Consider the following 20581-nt stretch of genomic DNA (forward strand, 5'->3'; position numbering starts at 1 on the left):
TGTACCCTTCAACCTCAGTTTCCGCCCAGGTCCCCCAGATTCAAACCATAGGGCTCCGTCGTCGTCCGCCTGGGCCCAGGCTCCGGCGCACCGGGCGCCAACGGGGCCACGCGGATCAGCCCCGCGGCCCTCAGTCGCTCCACGGAACGTGACGCGGCCAGCTCTCCCATGGCCGCCGTGCGCAGCGCCTGACGGATGCTCCGGCTGCCCCTCAGCTTCGAATAGAGATACAGGTCGTCCGCCGTCAGATCCGGCGGGGAAGGGCGGGGGATGGGCTCGAACACCAGCCTCCCGTCCAACGCGAACAGCGCGTCACTCAACGCCAGCGTCAGCCCCACCTCCGCCTCGCGGTACAGCGCGTGCGCCTCCGGCACCGGCCCCCGCTCCAACACCTGCGCCGCCAACGCCACCGCCAGGTCGTACTTCCGCGACGACAGGAACGCGCGCACCAGCGTCAGCAGCTCCGTGAACTCCGTGGACTCGCCCACCTTGGGGCCCGTCGACCGGTGCGGCGCCAGCGCTCCCCGCCGGTACAGGTGCAACACCCAGCGCGCCGCGAACAGCGGGGCCTCCCTCGCGCTCGCCAGCAGCTCGCCCAGCGTCGCGCCTCCGGCCGCCAGGTCCAGGAGCACGTCCTCCTCCTCGGAGAACGTCTCCACCGCGAACTCACGGAACACCCGGAACGTGGTGTCCAGGCGCGGGAAGATCTCCCGGAACTGCGCCCACTCCAGCACCCGCGCCACCGCGTCCCGGTGCAGCGTGCTCAACGGCAGCCGCAACCCCACCGCCCGCCCGGACAGGGGCAGCCCCGGCGTGAACTCCACCTCGCCTGACTCCCAGGCGTAGCAGTCGAACAGCGCCTCGCGCGCCTTGTGCTCCATGGCCTCCGTCAGCTGCGACAGCTCCACGAAGCAGCGCTGCACCAGGAACGTGCCGTAGGGCAGGTTCGCCCCTTCCGCCGCCTCGAACGCCGCCGCCGCCCGGGGCGCGTCCAGGATGCGCAGGTTCACCAGCACCTGCGCCAGGTGCTCCCTCGGATCCGTGGAGGCCACCCCCACCAGGTGCCCGTCCCGCAGGTAGAACTCCCGGCGCACCGCGCCCCGCTCCACCCGCAGCGTCCCCTCCACCCCAGGCGTCGCGAACAGCGGGGGCAACACCAACTGGAGCCGGTAGCTGGCCAGGTTTCCTGTGAACGCTTCCATCCGTGGGCGCCCTCCAAGGCGGTCCGATGTGCTGCGCCGGCCGCCAGGGTACCTGGGAGACTTGAGACGTCTCAACCCCCTGAAACTGTTGGACTTTTCCTGCCCGGGCGAAATGTTCCACGGAAGCCGGGCGCGCGAGTGTCAGGCATTGGAAGGGCCCACCTGTCCCAACGGAAGGTTGCAGCGTGACGGCGGGTGTGCGAACGAGCCGTGTCCTCCACCCGTCATTGGGAGCGCGAATCGCGATGCGGATTCTCTCAGGCGTCCAGTCGTCCGGAAAGCTGCACATCGGCAACTATTACGGGGCGATGCGGCAGTTCGTGCAGCTCCAGGATCAGGGCGAGGCCTACTACTTCATCGCCAACTACCACGCGCTCACCACCATCCGGGATCCGAAGCTCGCGCTGGAGCTGACGCGCGACGCGGCGCTCACGTACCTGTCGCTGGGCCTGGATCCGAAGCGGGCCGTCCTCTTCCGCCAGAGCGACGTGAAGGAGGTCCTGGAGCTCAACTGGATCCTCGGCACCGTGGTGCCCATGGCGCACCTGGAGCGGGCCACCAGCTACAAGGACAAGGTCGCCAAGGGCATCAGCGCGGACTTCGGCCTCTACGCGTACCCCGTCCTCATGGCCGCGGACATCCTGCTCTTCAGCGCGGACCAGGTGCCCGTGGGCAAGGATCAGATCCAGCACATCGAGTTCGCGCGCGACTGGGCCGTGAAGTTCAACACGACGTACGTCCCCGGCTACGACCCGGCGGATCCGGAAGGGAAGGAGCGGGGCCACGCGCCCGGCATCCTCAAGCTTCCCTCCGCCTTCGTGCAGGAGAACGCCGCCACCGTGCCCGGCATCGACGGACAGAAGATGTCCAAGTCCTACGGCAACACGCTGGAGCTGTTCGGCGAGGAGAAGGACATCAAGAAGCGCATCATGTCCATCAAGACGGACTCCACGCCCGTGGACGCGCCCAAGCCCACCGTGGACGCGCCGCTGTATGACCTGCTCAAGCTGATGCTCCCGCCCGGCGAGTTCTCCGACGTGGACGCGTCCTGGAAGGCCGGCGGCAAGGGCTACGGCGACTTCAAGAAGAAGCTCCTGGACGCCTTCCACGTCACCTTCGGCCCCGCCCGCCAGCGCCGGCAGGAGCTGCTCAACGACCCCGGGGAGTTGGAGCGCATCCTCGCGGACGGCGCCGACCGCGCCCGGGCCGAAGCCACCCGCTTGATGGAGCAGGTCCGCAAGGCCGTGGGAATCCCCTGAACGCCCGTTCCTGTTCAAATGTTTGACCCCCCTGGGAGGCATTGCTAAGGAGGTCTGTCCCCCCGGCGCGCGTAAAGGCCGGAATTTCGGACCCTTACGCATGACGAAGTTCCCATCCCCCCAGAAGGACGCCGGCCGGTGAGCGAAGGTCGCAAGCCCCCACCGCCCGACGACCTCCCGCCGGACCCCGACGGGGAGGGATTGCCGCGCACGCCCGGAGACGCCTTCCGGGTGGCGCTGCCCAACTTCGAGGGTCCCCTGGACCTGCTGCTCCATCTCATCAAGGAGCACCGGGTTGACATCTTCGACATCCCGCTGGCGCTGATCACCGGCAAGTACCTCGAATACCTGGAGCGGATGCGGGAGCTGAACCTGGACATCGCCGGGGAGTTCCTGGTGATGGCCTCCACGCTCGCCCACTTGAAGAGCCGCATGCTCCTGCCCCGGCAGGACGCGGCCCAGGTGCCGGAAGGGGCGGACGCGCTCGCGGCGGTGGAGGAGGCGCAGGACCCTCGCGCGGAGCTGGTGCGCCGGCTGTTGGAGTACCAGAAGTACAAGGACGCCGCGGAGCACCTGGCCAAGCAGGACATCCTGGACCGGGACGTGTTCGCCCGGAAGGTGCCCGTGGAGGCGATCCCCATCCCCGAGGACGAGGTGGGGCTCCAGGAGATCAGCGTCCTGAAGCTGGTGGAGGCGCTCGACCGGGTGCTCGAGCGGCTGACGCCCAAGGTGCAGCACGAGGTGGTGCTGGAGCGCGTCAGCCTGTCCGAGGCCATCCTCCGGTTGGCGGAGCGCGTGAAGAAGGACGGGCAGGTGGTGTTCGAGGCGCTGTTCACGGAGGCGGCCACGCGCCAGGAGGTGGTCATCACCTTCATCGCCATGCTGGAGATGGTGAAGCGCCGCCTCATCAAGGTCTTCCAGGAGGAGCCCCTGGGCCCCATCCAGGTGACGCCCAACGGGGACGCGCTGGAGAAGCTCGTCCCCACGGAGGTCGACGAGAGTGACTACCGGTAACGGTCCCGACGACGGTGACGAGACGCCCGCCCCCGGCACGCCCGGCGGCCCCGGACAGTTCTCCGAGGAGGAGATCGCCGCCGTCACCGGCCCTGGCCCGGACGACGCGGAGCTGGACGGGGTGGAGGCGGCCGCCATCGAAGAGGACTCGGACGACAACGAGAACGTCCCGGACCTCCAGTCCTCCTTCGAGAAGCTGGTCGCCAAGAGCCGCAACCTCTCCCCGGACCGCATCCGCACGGTGCTGGAGAGCGTGCTCTTCGTCGCCGAGCGCCCCCTGTCCGTGGACGAGCTCTACCAGGCCACCGGCATCCCCAGGGATCCCATCCTCCAGGCGATGGATCAGCTCTCCGGCATCCACCGCGAGGGCATCAGCGGCGTCGTCCTCTACGAGGTGGCGGGCGGGTGGCAGTTCCGCACGGACCCCCACTCCGCGGAGTACGTCCGGCGCTACCTCCGGGTGAAGCCGCAGCGGCTCACCCGCGCGGCGGTGGAGACGCTGGCCATCATCGCGTACCGGCAGCCCGTCACCCGGCCGGAGCTGGAGGACATCCGCGGCGTGGACTGCGGCGCGGTGCTCAAGGCGCTGATGGACCGCAAGCTGGTGAAAATCCTGGGCAAGCGGGAAGAAGTCGGCCGCCCCATTCTTTATGGAACCACGCGCGAGTTCCTGGAGTTCTTCGCGCTGAAGGACCTCTCCGCGCTGCCCACGCTCCGGGAATTCCATGAGTTGACCCAGGAGCACCGGGAAATCGTGGAGAAGGAGGCGGCGCCACCGGTACCCGTGGCGTCGGGGACGGTGGCGGCGCTGTCGGACCCGGGGTTCACGAAGCGGATGGAGAAGAACGAGGCGGCCAGCGAGGCCGCTTTGGAGGAGCTGGAGGAGGCCATGGCGGCCGCGGAGCGGAGCCAGAAGGTCAGCTCCAGCATCCTGGAAAGCCCCCCTTCGCCCGAGAAGGGTGATAGCGAGGGGCCCAAGCCCGAGTGATGGGCGGCAACAACTGGAAGAAGGCACGGAATGGCGGCGGAACGTTTGCAGAAGTACCTGGCTCGCGCGGGAGTTGCTTCGCGCCGGCACGCGGAAGAACTCATCACCTCCGGTCGCGTCGGAGTGAACAACGAGACGGTGACGGAGCTGGGCAGCCGGGTGGAGCCCGGAGTGGACCTGGTGACCGTCGATGGGAAGCTCGTCACGCCGCCGGAAGAGTCGTCCTACTACCTGCTGTACAAGCCCGTGGGCGTCGTGACGACGCTGTCGGATCCGCAGGGCCGGCCCACGGTGGCCAGCTACGTGGAGGAGACGGGCCGCCGCCTGTTCCCCGTGGGACGTCTGGACTACGACGCCGAAGGGGCGCTGCTCTTCACGGATGACGGCGCGCTGGCGCACAAGCTCACGCACCCGAGCTTCCAGGTGCCGCGCACGTACCTGGCGAAGGTGAAGGGCTCGCCGGACATGCCCACGCTGGAGAAGCTGCGCGGTGGTGTGCGGCTGGAAGACGGCATGGCCACGCCCGTGTCCGTGGATGTCTTCGAGAAGGCCGAGCGCAACACCTGGCTGAAGATCGTCGTGGCGGAAGGCCGTCCGCACCTCATCAAGCGCCTGTGCGCGGCGGTGGGGCACCCGGTGGTGCGCCTGTTCCGTCCGAACTACGCGGGCGTGGGCGTGGAGGGGCTGCGCCCCGGCGAGCTGCGGCCGCTGAAGGTCGCGGAAGTGCTGCAGCTCACGGAGGTGGCGGAAGGCCGTGCGCAGCCGGCGTCCTCGGACCTGAAGCTGCCGCCGCGCCGTCACGGGCGTTCTGCGCCGGGCTTCGGCGGGGCGGATGACGACGACATCGAGCTGTCGATGGACGATGACGCGCCGGCGGCGCCGCGCAAGACGGAGCGCGCGGCGAAGAAGGCTCCGACGGGGCCGAAGACTCGCGAGGCGCGTCCGGAGCGCAAGGAGTGGAAGGGCGTGCAGGACGGAGGCACGCGTCCGCCGAAGTTCGCGAAGCGCGGGGCGACGCTGGACGCGGACGACGACGCGGCTCTGGATGACGTGCCGACGTTCGACGACGACGGTGACGAGACGGAGTCGGACGCCGCCGAGGGAGCCACCTACGGCAAGGCCGCGCGAGGCGCGGGCCGTTTCAGCAAGCCCGAGGGTGAGAGTGCCCCCCGTGGCGCCGCGCGGTTCGGCAAGCCGGCCGGTGCGGGTCGTTCCGAGGGTGGTGCGTCGCGCGGTGGTAGCCGGTTCGGCAAGCCGGCGGGCCGTGGTGGTGACGAGGGTGGTGCCCCTCGTGGTCGCAGCTTCGGCAAGCCGGCGGGCCGTGGTGGTGACGAGGGTGGTGCCCCTCGTGGTCGCAGCTTCGGCAAGCCCGCCGGTGCGGGTCGTTCCGAGGGCGGTGCTTCGCGTGGTGCTGGCCGTTTCGGCGGCGAAGAGGGCAGTGCTCCTCGTGGCCGCAGCTTCGGCAAGCCCGCGGGTCGCTTCAGTGCCGAAGGCGGCGCGCCTCGCGGTGGCGGTCGGTTCGGCAAGCCGGCCGGTGCGGGTCGTGGCGGTGACGAGGGCGGTGCTCCTCGTGGCCGCAGCTTCGGCAAGCCGGCGGGTCGCTTCGGAGACGAGGGCGGTGCCCCTCGCGGTCGCAGCTTCGGCAAGCCGGCGGGCCGCTTCGGTGACGAGGGCGGTGCTCCTCGCGGTCGCAGCTTCGGCAAGCCGGCGGGTCGCTTCGGAGACGAGGGCGGTGCTCCTCGCGGTCGCAGCTTCGGCAAGCCGGCGGGCCGCTTCGGTGACGAGGGCGGTGCTCCTCGTGGTCGCAGCTTCGGCAAGCCGGCGGGCCGCTTCGGTGACGAGGGCGGTGCTCCTCGTGGCCGCAGCTTCGGCAAGCCCGCCGGCCGCTTCGGTGACGAGGGCGGTGCGCCTCGCGGTCGCAGCTTCGGCAAGCCCGCCGGTGCGGGCCGTGGCGGTGACGAGCGTGCCCCGAGGGGTCGCTCCTTCGGAGACGAGGGCGGCGCTCCTCGCGGCCGCTTCTCCAAGCCGGCCGGTGGCGGCCGTTTCGGTCGTGAAGAGGGCAGTGCGCCTCGCGGCGGTGGCCGCTTCGGCAAGCCCGCCGGTGCCGGTCGTTCCGAGGGCGGTGCGCCTCGCGGTGGCAGTCGGTTCGGTGGCGGAGAGGGTGGGGGCCCTCGTGGCGGCGCCCGCTTCGGCAAGCCCGCCGGCCGCTTCGGTGCAGAAGGCGGTGCTCCTCGCGGTGGTGCTCGCTTCGGCAAGCCCGCGGGCGCGGGTGGTGACCGTCCGGAGCGCCGTGAATGGAAGCCGCGCGGTGAGTCCGCGGGCCGTCCCGAGCGTCGTGAGAGGACGCCCCGGGGTGAAGACTCCGGCAGCCGGTCTCGCGGCGGCGGCGGTGAGTCCTCGTCCAGCGGCTCCGGCGAGCGCATCGTCCGCGCGGGCGTGAAGAAGGCCCCCTCGGGCGAGCGCGGCGGCGGCTACCAGGACTTCAAGGAGCGCAAGACGCGCGCCTCCGAGCCGAGCTGGAGCAGCAAGGCGCCTCGGGGAGGGGCAGGCCGTCCGCCCCCTCGTGGTGGCCGCTCCCGCTGAACCACCCCTCCTCCTGGGTCGCTCCGTCGGTGGGCGGCCCGGGAGGGCGTTGATATAACCGCCGCCTACCTCCAGCGTCCGCCGCTCCGGGAGAACGATGCGAATCCGCGTGCGACCCCTCTTCCTCGCCCTGACCCTGCTCGTCGGGTGCAACGGCAACCGGGATCAGCTCCTCGCGGAGATCCAGGACCCCCGTCCCGAAGTCCGCGCCGCCGCCGTGAGGAAGCTGGCCGAGCAGAACAACGCGGACGACCTGGTCCTCTTCACCCGCGCCGCCAAGGACCTCTCCGCCTTCGTCCGGGGCGAGGCCGCCAGCGCGCTCGGGGAGAGCCAGGACCCTCGCGTCGTGGATCTGCTCGGAGAGCTCCTGGAGGATCCCGACGAGGCCGTGCAGGGCCAGGCCGCCCTGGCGCTCGCCAAGGTGAAGAACGACAAGGCCAAGGCGTACCTCACGCTCCAGTACGGACGGCGGGGCCGCGCCACGCGCCGGGTCATCGTCCAGGCCCTCAAGAGCGCCAACGTCCCCGGCGCCATGGCCACCGTCGTCGCCGCCGAATCCAAGGGCCTCTGGGAGCGCAACCTCCTGGCCCTCACCGAAGGCGCGCTCCCGGAACGCGTGGGCGCCGCCGAAGAGCTGGGCAAGAGCGGCCGCTCGGAGGCGGTGAACCGGCTGCTGCCCATGGTGCGCGACAGCCAGGTCATCCTCGCCGCCGCCGCCGTGCGCGGGCTGGGCGACGCGGGCGACACGCGCGCTGTGGCCCCCATCGCGCTGCTCCTCGACGAGAGCTTCCCGGAGCTTCGCGAGTCCGCCATCGGCGCGCTGATGAAGCTGCAGGACCCGACGGCCGCGACGAAGCTCCAGGCCGTGGCGGTGGAGAAGAGCGCGGTGAGCCCGCTGGCCACCGACGCCATCCTGACCTTCCCGCGCACGCCCACGACGGACGCCGCGCTGTGCGCCATCGCGCTCGACGGCGCCCGGGACGAGGCCGTGGACGCCGCCCGCGCCATGCGTTCGCGAGGCGGCTGCCCGGCGGACCCCATCGCGGACCGGCTGTCGCGCCCGGCCTCCGCGGCGTCAGGGCTCCAGGCGGTGACGGGCCTGGGCCCGGCGGCACAGGCGCTGCTGCCCAAGGTGACGCCGTGGCTCAACCAGCCGGACGCCGGGCTGCGCACGCTCGCGGTGGAGGCGGTGACGCACGTGGGCGACGCCTCCGTGGTGCCCGTCATCCAGAAGCTCTACGAGCAGGAGGTCGCCGGGCTCACGGCGCTGCGCGCGGACTGGATCCCGCAGGTGCTGCCGCGGAAGTACGCCGCGGATCTGGATCCGTCGGCCCCGCGTCCGGAAGTGGCCAAGGGGAAGGAAGACCCACGGTCCGCCAAGCACGCGCAGCTCTTCGAGCGGCTCCAGGCGCTCAACGCGGCCCGCGCCAAGGAGGCCGGGCGCGTGGTGGTGCCGCCGCGAGTCCCCTCGGAGCTGAGCGACGACGTGGAGCCCGCGAAGCTGCAGCCGCTGGCCACGCTGCTCACCGCGCTGGGGGCGCTCAAGGCGCCCGGAGCGCTGGAGATCCTCAAGGGCTACGCGGACGACGTGAGCCCGGTGCTGCGCGCGGCGGCGCTGGTGGGGCTCGCGTCCGTGGGCCCCGAGGGCCTCGAGGTGACCCGCGCGGCGCTGCTGGAGCCCGACCGCGAGCTGCAGAAGACGCTGGCGCTGGCGCTGGCGGAGCAGGGCGAGGCCGGGCAGCTCGCGCTGATCGCGTCGCTGCCGAAGATGGGCAGCGAGAAGCTGGTGGTCCTGGATGCGCTGTCACGCGTGGGGCCGCCGCCCGCGTCCGCGTCGGAGGCGTTGCAGGGCGTGGTGAAGGAGGGTGGGGCGGAGGCGGCGCTCGCGGCGCAGCTCCTGGGGCGGATGGGCGCGAAGGACGCGGTGCCCACGCTGCTCAAGGCGCTGGACGACTCCAACAGCGTGGCCCGCCGCGACGTGCTGCTGGCGCTGGGGGCCATGGGCGACGCGAAGTCCGCGGAGGTGGTGGGGCGGGACCTGTACCACGACCTGCCGGAGATCCGCGCCGCGGCGGCCACGGCGCTGCGCAAGATGAACACCGGCGCGGAGGCCGAGCCGCTGGACGCGCTGAAGGCCGACTACTTCCGCGAGGTCCGAGTCGCGGCGGGCGCCTCGCTGGCGAAGGAAGGCACGGCGGCCGGCGGGGCGCAGTGAATGGAGTCACGCGCGCTCAAGGACAAGGCGACGGAGGCCTTCGGCAAGGGCCGCTTCGCCAAGGCCGCCGAGCTGTACGAGGACTACTGCCAGGCGGAGCCGAAGGACCACCAGAGCCGCCTGCGCATGGGGGATGCGTGGTCCAAGGCCGGTCAGCGTGACCGCGCCGTCTCCGCGTACCAGGCCGCGGCGGAGGGCTTCGCGAAGGAGGGCTTCCTCCCGCGCGCCATCGCCGCGAGCAAGCTGATCCTCGAGCTGGATCCGTCCCACCAGGGCGTGCAGCAGATGCTCGCGGACCTGTACGCGCGAAGGGGCACGCCGGCCACGTCCAGGGCGAAGCCGAAGGACGCAGCGCCCCCATCGACTTCCGAGAAGCTCATCACCCAACGGGAGGTCCCGCCCGAAGCCGCCAGCCCCAGGCCCGAGCCGCTGGAGGCCGGCGGAGCACCGGTGGACCTGTCGGATGCGCTCCCGCCCGAGCTGGCCCTGTCGAGCGCGCCCGCGCCCGTCGCGGACGGCACCGAGGTGGTCCTCTCCGTCGAGGTCGAGCTCGAGCCCACGCAGGACGAGCCCAAGGCGCCAACGGCGACCGGGGCCGCCGCGCCGCCATCCGCCGTCCCCGCACCGACGGGCCAGTCCGTCCGGGTCGCACCGCCGTCCCCATCTCCCATGCCCGAGCTTCCCCAGATCCGGACGCCCAGCGGACGCTGGCAGGCGCTCGCGCCGCCCATCACGGGCCCCGACACCGCGCCGGCCCCCACCGAGCCGAAGTCTCCCTCTCAGGCCGCGCCCCCGGGACTGCGCCCCCGCCGCGTGGACACGCCCTCCAGGCCCACGGCCACGGTCGCCGCCGGAGCCGCCGTGGTGCCCACCACCGCCGGAGCCCCGGAGCCCTGGCGCGCGTCCCTGCGTGTCTCCAGCTTCACGGAGCTGGAGATCGAAGCGGACTCGCTGCTGCACGCGGTGGAGCTCGCGGCCCAGCGGGGACTGTCAGAACAAGCGCTGGAGGAGGAGCCCGTCTACGAGCTGACCGAGGAGGCCGGCCCCGGCACCTGGGACGCGCTGCCGTCCATCCCGCTCTTCTCCGACCTGCCGCGCGACGCGTTCATCCAGCTCTTCGAACGCTGCCCGCTGCGGCGCTTCGGCCCCGGCGAGCGCATCCTCGCGCAGGGCACGCACGGCGACGCCTTCTACGTCATCTGCGAAGGCAGCGTGCGCGTCTTCCGTGAAGAGGACGGCCGCCGCCAGGACCTGGCCACGCTGGTGGTCGGCGCCTTCTTCGGTGAGATGGCGCTCCTGTCCGGAGCCCCGCGCGCCGCCTCCGTGGAGTCCGTGTCCGACGACACGCAGGTGCTCGAAATCTCCGCCGCCGTGCTCGCCACGCTCTCGCTCAGCCATCCGCCCGTGGCGAAGGCCCTCAAGAAGTTCTGCCGCGAGCGGCTCCTCGCGAACGTGATGAACAGCTCCGCGCTGTTCCGCCCCTTCAACCGCAAGGATCGCCGCAACCTCGTGGAGCGCTTCCGGGCCCGCGACGTGGAGCGCGGTGACGTCATCATCCGCGAAGGCGACGCCACGGACGGCCTCTACGTCGTCCTCTCCGGCGAGGTGGAGGTCCACAAGAGCGGGCAGCGGCTGACGACCCTGAAGGAAGGCGACCTGTTCGGAGAGATCTCCCTCCTGCAGAAGACGCCGGCCACCGCCACCGTGGAGGCCACGCGCCACACCACGCTGCTGCGCCTGCCGCGCGAGGACTTCGACTCGCTCATCTCCAGCCACCCGCAGGTCCTGATGCTCGTCTCGGACCTGAGCGACGAACGCCTGCGCCGCACGCAGCACGTGCTGGACAGCCAGGCAGGGACCGCGCCGGACGACGAGGAAGAAGACCTCATCCTCGTCTGACGTGGCCTCGCGGGTCCCCCGGCCCGCATCCCACCCCGCGAGTCACCTGACGCAGCCGGGCAGGGCGCCAGGTTGTGACGCCCGGAAGCGCCCGCTATCCTGGCCGGCATGGCTGGAGGCCAGCACGCGACAGCGGGATTGGGGCCCGACGACATCGCCGAGTTGGAAGCCCTTGGCTCCGAGCTCGGCTACGACGTGTTCCTGGCCCCCGCGCGTGCCCTCGAAGGCTCCGTGGAGGAGTGCCGCTCCAACATCGCGCTCGCCTTCCACAACACGAAGCGCGGGGTGGAGAGCGTCCTGGCCCGTGAGGCGGAGGTCGCCGCGCTCCCGGGCGTGAACGTGGAGGAGCTGCGCGAACTGCCGCTGCTCGCCCAGGGCCTGGCGTGGGCCGCGCTGCGTGTCCAGCGCGACATGCGGGCCAGCTCCTTCGGAGCCCTCTTCGACCGCGCCCAGCAGCTGCGCCGCAAGCTGCTCAAGACCGCGGAGGCGCTCGCGGAGGCTTCCTTCCTCACCGCCGCGGACGTGACGGCCGCCCACGGTGAGGGCCACCGCGACGTGGTGGGGGACTGCCTGGGACTCGTGGCGCTGTTCCGCAGGCACGAGGAGAAGCTCGCCGGCCGCTCCCCCGTCTCCCCCGAGGACGTGAACGAGGTGGAGCGCGTCGCGCAGCAGCTGCGCGCCCTGCTCGCGGCCCCGGGAGAGGCCCGCGAGGACGACAGCTCGCCGCTGCTCTTCGAGGCCACGGAGACGCGGGACCGCTTCTGGACGCTGCTCACCCGGCGCCACGACGTCCTCTGGCGCTGTGGCGCGTGGCTCTTCGGCCGGGACGTGGACATGCACGTGCCGCCGCTCCTGGCCCGCCACCCGCTGGTGCGCGCCGTCGAGCCCACGTCCATCGAACGCGCGAAGCAGCAGACGCCCGCGAAGCGAGGGGCGACCCCCATCGACTACGCCCCGGACAGCAACGTGCGCTCCAAGGTCCGCTTCATGGTGAAGGTCGGCTTCGACTTTCCCTCCCGCTAGACACCCATGCCTTTCGACGTGAAGGACATCCTCCGGCAGCAGGAAGCCGGCTTCGCTCCGGAGTCCGGGGCCCCCAAGTGGTGGCAGGAGAGCTGGGAGGATCCGGAAGGGTTCGCCGTGGCGCTCGCGGAGGCCCACGCGGGCCGGGGCGTCCCGCCGCCCAAGAGCCGCCCGGGCCAGCAGTACGACTTCTTCCATGATCTCATCGTGCGCCACGTCGCGCTGGAGCGCCCCGCGTTCCGCACGCACCAGCGCATCCAGGGCTGGCAGGCCCTGGGCTACCGCACGCTGCACGACCTGGCCTCGCGCCGCGCCAGCGAATGGGCGGATCAGGGCGTGGAGCCGGGCGCCGAGGTGTGCCTGGTGCACGGCGTGGGGCAGGAGATGCTCGTGTCGCTCCTGGCCACGCTGAAGCTGGGCTGCTGCTTCACGCTCCTGCCGCCCATGGGCCCGCGCGCCATGGCCACCCGGCTGGAGTCCCTGACGCCGGACTTCATCGCCGCGGAGCCCCACCAGCTCCCGCTCCTCAAGGGCCACGAGCAGCTGCTGCTCAAGAGCCAGGGGAGGGGAGCGCCGGGCTTCACGTCCCACACGTACAAGCCGTCGGACGTGGTGGGGCTGCTCTTCTCGCCGCTGGTGGATCCGCCGCACACGCCCGTGCCCCTCACCGCGGAGAACGCGTGGAAGGGCGCCATTGGCGACGGGATGCTCACCTTCGGCCTGTCGCCAGGGGACATCCTCGCGGCGCCGGACTTCCCGGTGCTCCAGCACCTGCCGGCGCTCCTCTTCGCCACGCTCCTGCGCGGCGCCACCTACCTGCACCTGGAGATGGCGGACCTGGCGCTCAACCCGGCCCCGCTCCTGGAGCACCCGCTGCGCGCGCTGGGCGTCACGCCGAAGCTGCGCGACCTGCTCCTGCGCCACCGCGCCAACCTGCGCAACGTGCAGCACTGGTTCCGCAATCCGGAGGAGCCCTTCGACGCCCAGGCGTGGCGCGCGTGGGTGAAGCAGTGCGGCCTCCAGGCCGTGCCGTCCTCCAACGTCCTCATCGACGCGTCCGCCGGCGGCGCGGTGCTGGCGTCGTCGCGCGGCGTGAGCGAGGCGACCACGGACGTGCACACGGACGTCTTCCCCGTCCCGGGCCGCGCGTGGACGCTGAAGGATCCGAACGCGAGCGGGCAGGGCGCTCCCACGGACGTGGGCGTCTTCACGCTCCTGCCGGACAAGGAGTACCCGCCGGGCCACGTCCTGCTCGCGCGGATCCGCCAGCGCTACCACTACGCGGGCACGCTGGGCTTCCGGCACGACGGCCGCACGTACTCCGCGAAGGAGGTCACCGCCGCGCTGGAGGGCCTGCCGTTCCTCGTGGGCACCAGCGTGGTGCCGGTGTCCACCGGCGGCCTCGCCAGCCACTCCCGCTTCATCCTCCTGGCCTTCACGGGGGCCACGCCTGCTCCCTCGTCCGGCGAGCAGGAGATCCACCGGCGCATCGAAATGCTGCTCGGCGGGGATTTCCTGCCCGACCGCATCGAGTTCTTCCCGCTCTTTCCCCACCGGGTGAAGGGCGCGGTCGACGACGCGTGGTGCGCCTCGCAGTTCTTCACCGGGGCGCTACACAAGAAGGCGAAGGACCCGATGTTCCAGGCCCTCACCGCCCTGCGGGAACGACTGCTGGAAAGCGCTGGCGCTTCGGGCGAAGATGACCCGTCGCCAGGGCGCTGAAAAAGGAGCGGCACATGGGTGCTCAGGTCGTGATGGGAGCGATGCTCCAATGCAGCTTCGGGATGGCGCCCTCGTCGCTGATGGTGCTGCCCGTGAACCGGATCATGGCCACCACACCCGCGGCGAACATCATGGACAACAAGCCGTTCCTGAACGTGCTGCCCTTCGGCATGTGCCAGTCCTTGGCCAACCCCATGGTGGCGGCGGCGACCGCGGCGGCCTTCGGCGTCCTCACCCCCATGCCCTGCATCCCCGCCACCGCGGCCCCCTGGATGCCCGGGTGCCCCAAGGTGCTCATCGGCAACATGCCGGCGCTGGAGAGCAACTCCAAGTGCATGTGCAGCTACGGCGGCGTCATCCAGGTCGTCTCCCCCGGACAGATGGTGGCCATCGATGGGTAGCCCCGCACAGGCGTTGGAGCCCGTGGACTTCACGCTGCTCGACGTGGAGTTCACCACCGCCCCCGTACCGCTCGACGAGTCCGAGGGCCCGGATCCGCGCCTGGAGGCCATCACCGGCTTCGTCGCCAAGAGCGAGTACGCGGACGCGGCCCACGCCGCCGCGGGGCTCTTGCGCCAGGGCGTGCGCGACGTGCGCGTGGTGGGGCCGTACCTCTTCGGCCACTTCTTCGCGGAGGGCATGAAGGCGCTGCCCGTCCTGTTCCGCTCCCTCAAGCGCACGCTGACGGAGAACTGGGACTTCTTCGGCCCGCTGGAGAAGAAGCTCGTCTTCGCGGACACCGGCCTGCGCTGGCTGCTGAAGATGATGGGCAAGCACCTGGAACACCATTCGCGCCTCAAGGACGCGCAATGGCAGACGTGGAGCGCGCCCGGCAACCGCGAGCCCATCGAAGAGGCCCTGGCCCTGGGCGACCCGCTCATCGCCGCCCTCGCCATCCTGCAGAAGAGCGCGTGCATGGACGCCATGCGCACGCTGCTCGGCGCGCTGCGCTCCCACGCCCAGGCCGTGCCCTTCCTGCCCCCGCCGGAGGAGCCCGGGCCCGCCGCGGCCCCCGAGCCGGAGCTCGCCGCCGCTCCGGACGACGAGGAGGAAGAGGACGACGAAGGGGAGGAGGAAGAGGAGGTCCGCCCCGCGCGCCGCAAGAAGGCCGCCCGCCAGGAGGAACAGGACGCCGGCCCCAGCGTGCCCATGTCGCCCGCGCTCGCGCAGCTGGTCCGCAAGCTGTCTGCCTTTGAAGCGCTGGTGGAGCGAGAGGACTACTCCAAGGCGAGCGTCATCGCCGTGGACGTGCTCGCCACCGTGGAGCGCTTCGACCCGCGCGTGTACCTGCCGCAGCTCTTCTCCGGCTTCTTCAATGGCCTGGCACAGCACGCGGAAGCCATTGAGCCCATGCTGCACAACACGGAGACGCTGTCCTTCCGCGCCATGGATCAGCTCTACCGCGTGGACCTGGACGCGTTCCTCGTCGCCCAGCAGCGCCAGCCGCGCGGCGGCGGCTCGGAATACGACGAATAGCCCCCATGGCACTGGAGCGCGAACAGCCGAACCGCAAGCTCACCGTCGAGGAGCGCATCAGCGAGCGCATCCGCAGCTTCGACGTGCCGGCCCTCCTGGACCTGCTCGCCAAGGAGGGCTACGGCGAGGCGGAGGTGGAGTTCCGCAGCCACCGCAGCACCGTGCACCAACCCCACCTGGTGCATGCCATCGAATTCACCCGCCACCCGCGCAGACGCGTGGTCATCACCGTCAACCTGGGCCTGCTCAGTCTCCAGACGCCGCTGCCATCCTTCCTCTTCCAGGCCATGGACCGCCTGGAGCAGGACACGATGGCTGACTTCCTGGGTTACTTCGACCACCTGTTGCTGCGGACCCGCTTCGCGGGCCAGTTCCCGGACCGCGACGAATCCCTGCTGCCCGGCTGGGAGCACTCCACCGCGCACCGGCTGCGCCTGCTTCGCCTCGCGTGTCCCAGCAGCCTGCACTGGCTGTTCGCCAAGGTCTTCCCGGAGGCGGAGGTGGTGGTGCGCCGCGAGACGCGCCGCCAGCGCATCGAAGCCAAGGGCATCCGCCTGGGCGCCGCCGCGCTCGGAGACGGCAGCGCGGTGGGCGGCTTCGCCACCGTTCCCACGGGCGGCGTGGAGGTGCGGTTGTTCCTCAACGAGCCTCACTCCGGCACCGGCACCCCCTGGGCCGTGGAGGCCCGCCGGCGCCTCAACGCCCGCATCCTCCCGAGCCTCGCGGAGACCCCGCTCGCGCTCGCCGTCATCCTGTGCCTGCGTGATCAGAGCAGCTACGCCCGGCTCATCGACGGAAGTCATCTGGGTTACGAACCGCTGGTAGGCGGTCCGGAACAGACCCAGGAGGTCCTCCTGTTCACGGGGGACACCGCTCAACTGCGATCATCAGAACCCCGCTAGACCTGTCATGTCGGCTGGTTGACGGGAATTCCTGATCGCGCCTAGGCTGTAAATGTTCACTCGGCAGGGCGTACTCCCGGGGCGGCTCCAGTAGGACGGGGGGAATCAAACGCGCTGCGAATGTCAGGGAGTCACCGTGGCCATTCAGGACCAGCTTCCCAAATCCCGCATCACCCTCACGTACCGCACCACCATCAACGGCGAGCAGGAGACGGTGAACCTGCCGTTGCGCCTCCTGGTCATGGGCGACTACTCGCTGGGGACCTCCGAGGACCGCAAGACGGACCTGGAGACGCGCAAGCTGCGCTCCGTGGACGGCCGCAACCTGGACGAGTTGATGAAGGACATGAAGATGTCCGCCAACTTCCAGGTCGCCAACCGGATCAATCCGGACGTGGAGGAGGAGCTGAACGTCACGCTCCCCATCGACCGGATGAAGTCCTTCCACCCGGATGAGATCGTCAAGCACGTGCCGAAGCTCAAGGCGCTGCTGCTGCTGAAGACGCTCCTCGTGGAGATGCAGTCGAACATCGACAACCGCAAGGACCTGCGCCGCGAACTCTACGAGCTGTTCTCCAAGCCGGACGCGCTCAAGGAGCTGCTCAACGAGCTGAAGGGCTACGAGACCATGCGCCTGCCCGCCGGAGAGACCGCGGCGAAGACGGACGCGCCCGCCGCCGCCGCCGGTGCCGCCGCAGCCGCTGGCAAGCCCGCCGGGGGGGCTGCCGCCGCCACGGCCGCGGTCGCCGCCACCGTCGCCGCGGGTGCCAAGCCCCCGGCTGCTTCCTGATCCGACTTCCCAACCCTTCGACTTCTAAAAGGACTCCGCCATGGCTGAGACCACCTACCTGAAGCGCCTGTTCACCAGCGTCCGGCTCGATCCGCCCCAGGAATCGGCGCCGATGATCACCACCAACTTCGCGCCCGCCGGCGACGAGCAGCAGGTCACCCTGGAGAGCCGCTTCCTCTCCAGCGTCGCCGCGCTGCTGCAGAACGTGGCCCCCGTGGAGGGCCCGGACAACACCGCCCGCTTCGACAAGGGCCAGGTGCTGGACGTCATCAGCCGCATCGATCGCATGATCGACGCGCAGATGAACGAGATCCTCCACAACGACACCTTCCAGAAGCTGGAGTCCACGTGGCGCGGCCTGGAGGACCTGGTCGACCACACCAACTTCAAGGCCAACATCGCCATCGACATCCTGGACGTCGCCAAGGATGAGCTGGCGGAGGACTTCGAGAACAACTCCAGCAACATCTTCGCCGGAGCGCTGTTCGACAAGGTCTACATCCAGGAGTACGACCAGTACGGCGGCCGTCCCTTCGGCGCCATCGTGGGCCTGTACGACTTCTCCTCGTCGCCCGCGGACCTCACCTGGCTGCAGCGCATGGCCAAGGTCTCCAACGCCGCGCACGCGCCGTTCATCTCCGCCGTGAACCACAAGTTCTTCGGCTGCGAGACCATCGAGGAGATGGAGGCCATCAAGAACCTGGAGGGCGTGCTCGCCCACCCGCGGTTCGGCCGCTGGAACGCGTTCCGCGACACGGAGGAGGCCGCGTACGTGGGCCTGACCTTCCCGCGCTACGTGCTGCGCCTGCCCTGGCACCCGGACAAGAACCCCTGCGACGTCCTCAACTTCACCGAGACGGCGCGCGGCGACTCCGACAAGTACCTCTGGGGCAACTCCGCCATCCTGCTCGCGCGCAACATGGTGAAGGCGTTCGAGATCAGCGGCTGGTGCCAGTCCATCCGCGGCCCCAAGGGCGGTGGCCTCATCTCCGGCCTGCCCGTGGACACCTTCTCCCTGCGCGGCCAGGAGGAGATCAAGGCCCCGGTGGAGATCGCCATCCCGGACTACCGCGAGTACGAGTTCGCGCGCTCCGGCTTCATCCCGCTCGTGTACCGGAAGGGTTCCAGCGACGCGACGTTCTTCAGCACCCAGTCCGCCAAGGTCGCCAAGACGTTCAAGGACCCCAAGGACTCGGAGAACTCGCAGCTGGTCACCAACCTGGCCTACACGTTCTCCATCACGCGTCTGGCGCACTACGTGAAGTGCATCATGCGTGACAACATCGGTAACACGGCGGACGCGCCCTACATCCAGCGGCAGCTGGACTCGTGGCTGTCCAACTACGTCACGACCGTGGCCAACCCGGACGACCTCACCGTGCGCCGCTTCCCGTTCAAGGCGAGCAGCGTGGTCGTCTTCCCGCGCCCCGGTGAGATCGGCTGGTACGACTGCAAGCTGGCCGTGCTCCCGCACATCCAGTTCGAAGGCCTCAACGTGGAGCTGATGCTCGAGTCGCGGCTCGGTTAAGCCGCATCCCACTTGGGGCAGGTGAGAGCCTGCCCCGCTTACCCTGGAGTGAACGATGCCCCAGTTTTCGCGCAACCTGGACGTGTATCAGGGTTTCAACTTCAAGAAGGACAAGCAGAGCCCCGTGGGCTACATCACCGCCATCACCATTGGCGGCGAGGCGCTGGCGGCGGACCAGGAGACCATCAAGGATCCTGAGAATCCGGACGCGGCCATCGCGGACAAGGTCGTCGCGGTGCTCAACCACTACCTGTGGGAGACGGGCGTGACGGACGCCATGTACTTCTCCGGCCAGGTGTCGGTGGCGAACAAGCAGAAGATCGCGGAGATGCTGCTGGGCAACTTCAGCAACATTGAAGTCAACTTCAAGTACGTCATCTACGAGTACGACCCCATCGGGAAGAAGTACTTCAAGTCCAACTTCCTCGACGCGGAGATGAAGGGCCTGCTCGAGAAGAACGGCGACGACCTGAACATGTCCGTCGCGGACAACGAGTCGCGTGAAGTGCAGTCGCCCAAGAACTTCACGTTCCAGATCGGCATCAAGCCCCAGGCGAGCGAGCAGTCGCTGAACCTGGCCACCTCCTCCGCGAAGAAGATCGCGAAGAAGTGGGGCATCACCGAAGCGGCCGCCAAGTAGCATCGGCCGCGGTCCGGGTCTAAACCGGGCCGGGAGCAGGATTCGCTCCCGGCCGGGTCAGGCGGGTGGAAGGAACACAAGGCGCATGCAGCGGTACAAGCTCGCACGGGTCCGCTGGCACGTAGGCCAGACGCTTCTTCCGGAGCATTTCGTCGCGCAGGAGGACGCGCTGGACGCGGAGATCCGCCTCCACTCCACGCTGTCCGGCCTGCCTTCCTACGGCGTCGCGAACCTGGCCTGGAACGAGTCGCTCCTGCAGAGCGGCAGCCTGTCCATCTCCGCGCTCACCGTCGTCACCAAGTCCGGGGACCTGCTGGACGTCCCTGGCAATTCCGTCATCTCGCCCCTGTCGCTGGAAGCCGTGGGCAAGACGGAGTTCATCATCTACCTGCACGTGCTGAAGGAGACCGTCAGCGCGGAGGGCATCCGCCTGTACGCGGATGATCCGCCGGTGCTCCAGCGCGTGCTGCACAAGCTGCAGCTGTCCACGGAGCCGGTGCTGGACGGGACCATTGGCTCCCTGGGGCTGGCCGCCGTGTCGCAGGACGAGGACGGCGCGTGGCACACGTCCCCGGACTGGGTGCCGCCGCTCTTGCTCGTGGGGCCCAACCCCTTCCTGGAGAAGCTGCTCTCCACGCTGGATGACCTGTTGGATCAGGTGCGCCAGCAGCTGCTCACCAACATCTCGGACACATACCTGCGCACGGACCGGCTCACCAACGCGCGCCGGGCGCTCTTTGAAGTGCAGCGGCTCATCGCGCTGCGCCGGGACATGTTCCGTCAGGTGTACGTGCACCCGTACCACCTGTTCGACGCGCTTCGCCGGTTGTACTTCGAGGCGTGCTGCTACCTGGAGATGCTCCCGGACGACCAGATGCCGGTGTACCAGCACGAGGGGCTCAACGAGTCCCTGGGCGGGTGGATCCGCCTGCTCCAGCGCAGCTTCCAGCCGGAGGCCACGCGCTCCACGCACAAGGCCTTCCAGGCGAAGGAAGGGCAGTTCCAGATGACGCCGCTGCCTCCGGAGATCCGCTCCGCCAGCGAGGCCTACCTGCTGGTGCAGCGCACCCAGCCCGGGGAGCGCACGCCGCTGGACGGCGTGAAGCTGGCCAGCCCGTCCCGGCTGCCGCTGGTGCGCCGCCAGGCCTTGAAGGGCGTGCCCTTCAAGCACGTGCCGTATCCGTCGTTCCCGCATGCCTTGGGGCCGGAGATCGACTGGTACCTGTTGAGCAACGGCGAGGAGTGGCAGCACGCGCTGCGCGAGGACGGCCTGGCCTTCTACGTGACGCCCGCGCTCCGGGGCGCCCAGACCTCGCTGTTCTGGCGGAGGAGCTAGACGC

At 70.1% G+C, this 20581-nt stretch carries 16 protein-coding genes; 15 read left to right on the plus strand and 1 reads right to left on the minus strand.

Going from position 1 to position 20581, the window contains the following annotated elements; translation table 11 throughout:
* Positions 1-14: 14 nt before the first annotated feature.
* On the minus strand, positions 15-1202 hold the full coding sequence (locus tag D7X30_RS12925) for a DUF4388 domain-containing protein (RefSeq protein ID WP_120563185.1): 1188 nt from the start codon (positions 1200-1202) through the stop codon (positions 15-17).
* Positions 1203-1447: 245 nt separating this feature from the next.
* Here D7X30_RS12925 and trpS point away from each other — a divergent pair, with 245 nt between their 5' ends.
* From trpS to tssK, 15 genes are all read left to right on the plus strand, one after another.
* Entirely contained in the window at positions 1448-2461 is a 1014-nt protein-coding gene (gene trpS / locus D7X30_RS12930; RefSeq protein WP_120563186.1) for a tryptophan--tRNA ligase, read from the plus strand.
* Between the two features lie 201 nt (positions 2462-2662).
* Positions 2663-3475 (plus strand): ScpA family protein, encoded by an 813-nt coding sequence (locus D7X30_RS12935; RefSeq protein ID WP_370038178.1) that lies wholly within the window; start codon positions 2663-2665, stop codon positions 3473-3475.
* A complete protein-coding gene (gene scpB, locus D7X30_RS12940; RefSeq protein WP_120563188.1) occupies positions 3462-4463 on the plus strand; it encodes an SMC-Scp complex subunit ScpB in 1002 nt (333 codons plus the stop codon). The genes D7X30_RS12935 and scpB overlap by 14 nt, the downstream gene beginning before the upstream one ends.
* A gap of 30 nt (positions 4464-4493) precedes the next feature.
* Positions 4494-7046 carry a pseudouridine synthase gene (locus D7X30_RS12945; protein WP_120563189.1) on the plus strand — a complete coding sequence of 851 codons (2553 nt, stop codon included), beginning with the start codon at positions 4494-4496 and terminating at the stop codon, positions 7044-7046.
* Between the two features lie 97 nt (positions 7047-7143).
* Positions 7144-9261: a HEAT repeat domain-containing protein gene (locus D7X30_RS12950; RefSeq protein ID WP_120563190.1), complete on the plus strand. Its 2118-nt coding sequence runs from the start codon at positions 7144-7146 to the stop codon at positions 9259-9261.
* Complete coding sequence (locus D7X30_RS12955) at positions 9262-11160, plus strand: cyclic nucleotide-binding domain-containing protein (protein WP_120563191.1); 1899 nt, start codon at positions 9262-9264, stop codon at positions 11158-11160.
* Between the two features lie 108 nt (positions 11161-11268).
* Positions 11269-12183 (plus strand): hypothetical protein, encoded by a 915-nt coding sequence (locus D7X30_RS12960; RefSeq protein ID WP_147443181.1) that lies wholly within the window; start codon positions 11269-11271, stop codon positions 12181-12183.
* A gap of 6 nt (positions 12184-12189) precedes the next feature.
* Positions 12190-13905 carry an AMP-binding protein gene (locus D7X30_RS12965; RefSeq protein ID WP_120563193.1) on the plus strand — a complete coding sequence of 572 codons (1716 nt, stop codon included), beginning with the start codon at positions 12190-12192 and terminating at the stop codon, positions 13903-13905.
* A 14-nt stretch (positions 13906-13919) separates the two neighbouring features.
* Positions 13920-14306: a DUF4280 domain-containing protein gene (locus D7X30_RS12970; RefSeq protein ID WP_120563194.1), complete on the plus strand. Its 387-nt coding sequence runs from the start codon at positions 13920-13922 to the stop codon at positions 14304-14306.
* Positions 14299-15381: a type VI secretion system protein IglI family protein gene (locus tag D7X30_RS12975; protein WP_120563195.1), complete on the plus strand. Its 1083-nt coding sequence runs from the start codon at positions 14299-14301 to the stop codon at positions 15379-15381. Before D7X30_RS12970 ends, D7X30_RS12975 begins: the two co-directional genes overlap by 8 nt.
* A gap of 5 nt (positions 15382-15386) precedes the next feature.
* Positions 15387-16283, plus strand: coding sequence for a hypothetical protein (locus tag D7X30_RS12980; RefSeq protein WP_120563196.1), 897 nt, complete (start codon positions 15387-15389; stop codon positions 16281-16283).
* Positions 16284-16419: 136 nt separating this feature from the next.
* Complete coding sequence (gene tssB, locus D7X30_RS12985) at positions 16420-17073, plus strand: type VI secretion system contractile sheath small subunit (protein WP_120563197.1); 654 nt, start codon at positions 16420-16422, stop codon at positions 17071-17073.
* A 40-nt stretch (positions 17074-17113) separates the two neighbouring features.
* Positions 17114-18601: a type VI secretion system contractile sheath large subunit gene (gene tssC, locus D7X30_RS12990; protein WP_120563198.1), complete on the plus strand. Its 1488-nt coding sequence runs from the start codon at positions 17114-17116 to the stop codon at positions 18599-18601.
* Between the two features lie 55 nt (positions 18602-18656).
* A complete protein-coding gene (locus D7X30_RS12995; protein WP_120563199.1) occupies positions 18657-19241 on the plus strand; it encodes a hypothetical protein in 585 nt (194 codons plus the stop codon).
* A gap of 85 nt (positions 19242-19326) precedes the next feature.
* Entirely contained in the window at positions 19327-20577 is a 1251-nt protein-coding gene (gene tssK, locus D7X30_RS13000) for a type VI secretion system baseplate subunit TssK (protein ID WP_120563200.1), read from the plus strand.
* The last annotated feature ends 4 nt before the right edge of the window (positions 20578-20581 follow it).

Origin of the sequence: Corallococcus sp. AB011P, assembly GCF_003611605.1 — a bacterium.
Taxonomy (GTDB): domain Bacteria; phylum Myxococcota; class Myxococcia; order Myxococcales; family Myxococcaceae; genus Corallococcus; species Corallococcus coralloides.

Bases quoted from the DNA above. Each gene is read 5' to 3' on its own strand.
- D7X30_RS12970 (WP_120563194.1), top strand. From the start codon at position 13,920: ATGGGTGCTCAGGTCGTGATGGGAGCGATGCTCCAATGCAGCTTCGGG.
- D7X30_RS12950 (WP_120563190.1), top strand. From the start codon at position 7,144: ATGCGAATCCGCGTGCGACCCCTCTTCCTCGCCCTGACCCTGCTCGTC.
- trpS (WP_120563186.1), top strand. From the start codon at position 1,448: ATGCGGATTCTCTCAGGCGTCCAGTCGTCCGGAAAGCTGCACATCGGC.
- D7X30_RS12945 (WP_120563189.1), top strand. From the start codon at position 4,494: ATGGCGGCGGAACGTTTGCAGAAGTACCTGGCTCGCGCGGGAGTTGCT.
- D7X30_RS12960 (WP_147443181.1), top strand. From the start codon at position 11,269: ATGGCTGGAGGCCAGCACGCGACAGCGGGATTGGGGCCCGACGACATC.
- D7X30_RS12955 (WP_120563191.1), top strand. From the start codon at position 9,262: ATGGAGTCACGCGCGCTCAAGGACAAGGCGACGGAGGCCTTCGGCAAG.
- D7X30_RS12995 (WP_120563199.1), top strand. From the start codon at position 18,657: ATGCCCCAGTTTTCGCGCAACCTGGACGTGTATCAGGGTTTCAACTTC.
- D7X30_RS12925 (WP_120563185.1), bottom strand. From the start codon at position 1,202: ATGGAAGCGTTCACAGGAAACCTGGCCAGCTACCGGCTCCAGTTGGTG.
- tssC (WP_120563198.1), top strand. From the start codon at position 17,114: ATGGCTGAGACCACCTACCTGAAGCGCCTGTTCACCAGCGTCCGGCTC.
- D7X30_RS12980 (WP_120563196.1), top strand. From the start codon at position 15,387: ATGGCACTGGAGCGCGAACAGCCGAACCGCAAGCTCACCGTCGAGGAG.
- tssK (WP_120563200.1), top strand. From the start codon at position 19,327: ATGCAGCGGTACAAGCTCGCACGGGTCCGCTGGCACGTAGGCCAGACG.
- D7X30_RS12975 (WP_120563195.1), top strand. From the start codon at position 14,299: ATGGGTAGCCCCGCACAGGCGTTGGAGCCCGTGGACTTCACGCTGCTC.
- D7X30_RS12965 (WP_120563193.1), top strand. From the start codon at position 12,190: ATGCCTTTCGACGTGAAGGACATCCTCCGGCAGCAGGAAGCCGGCTTC.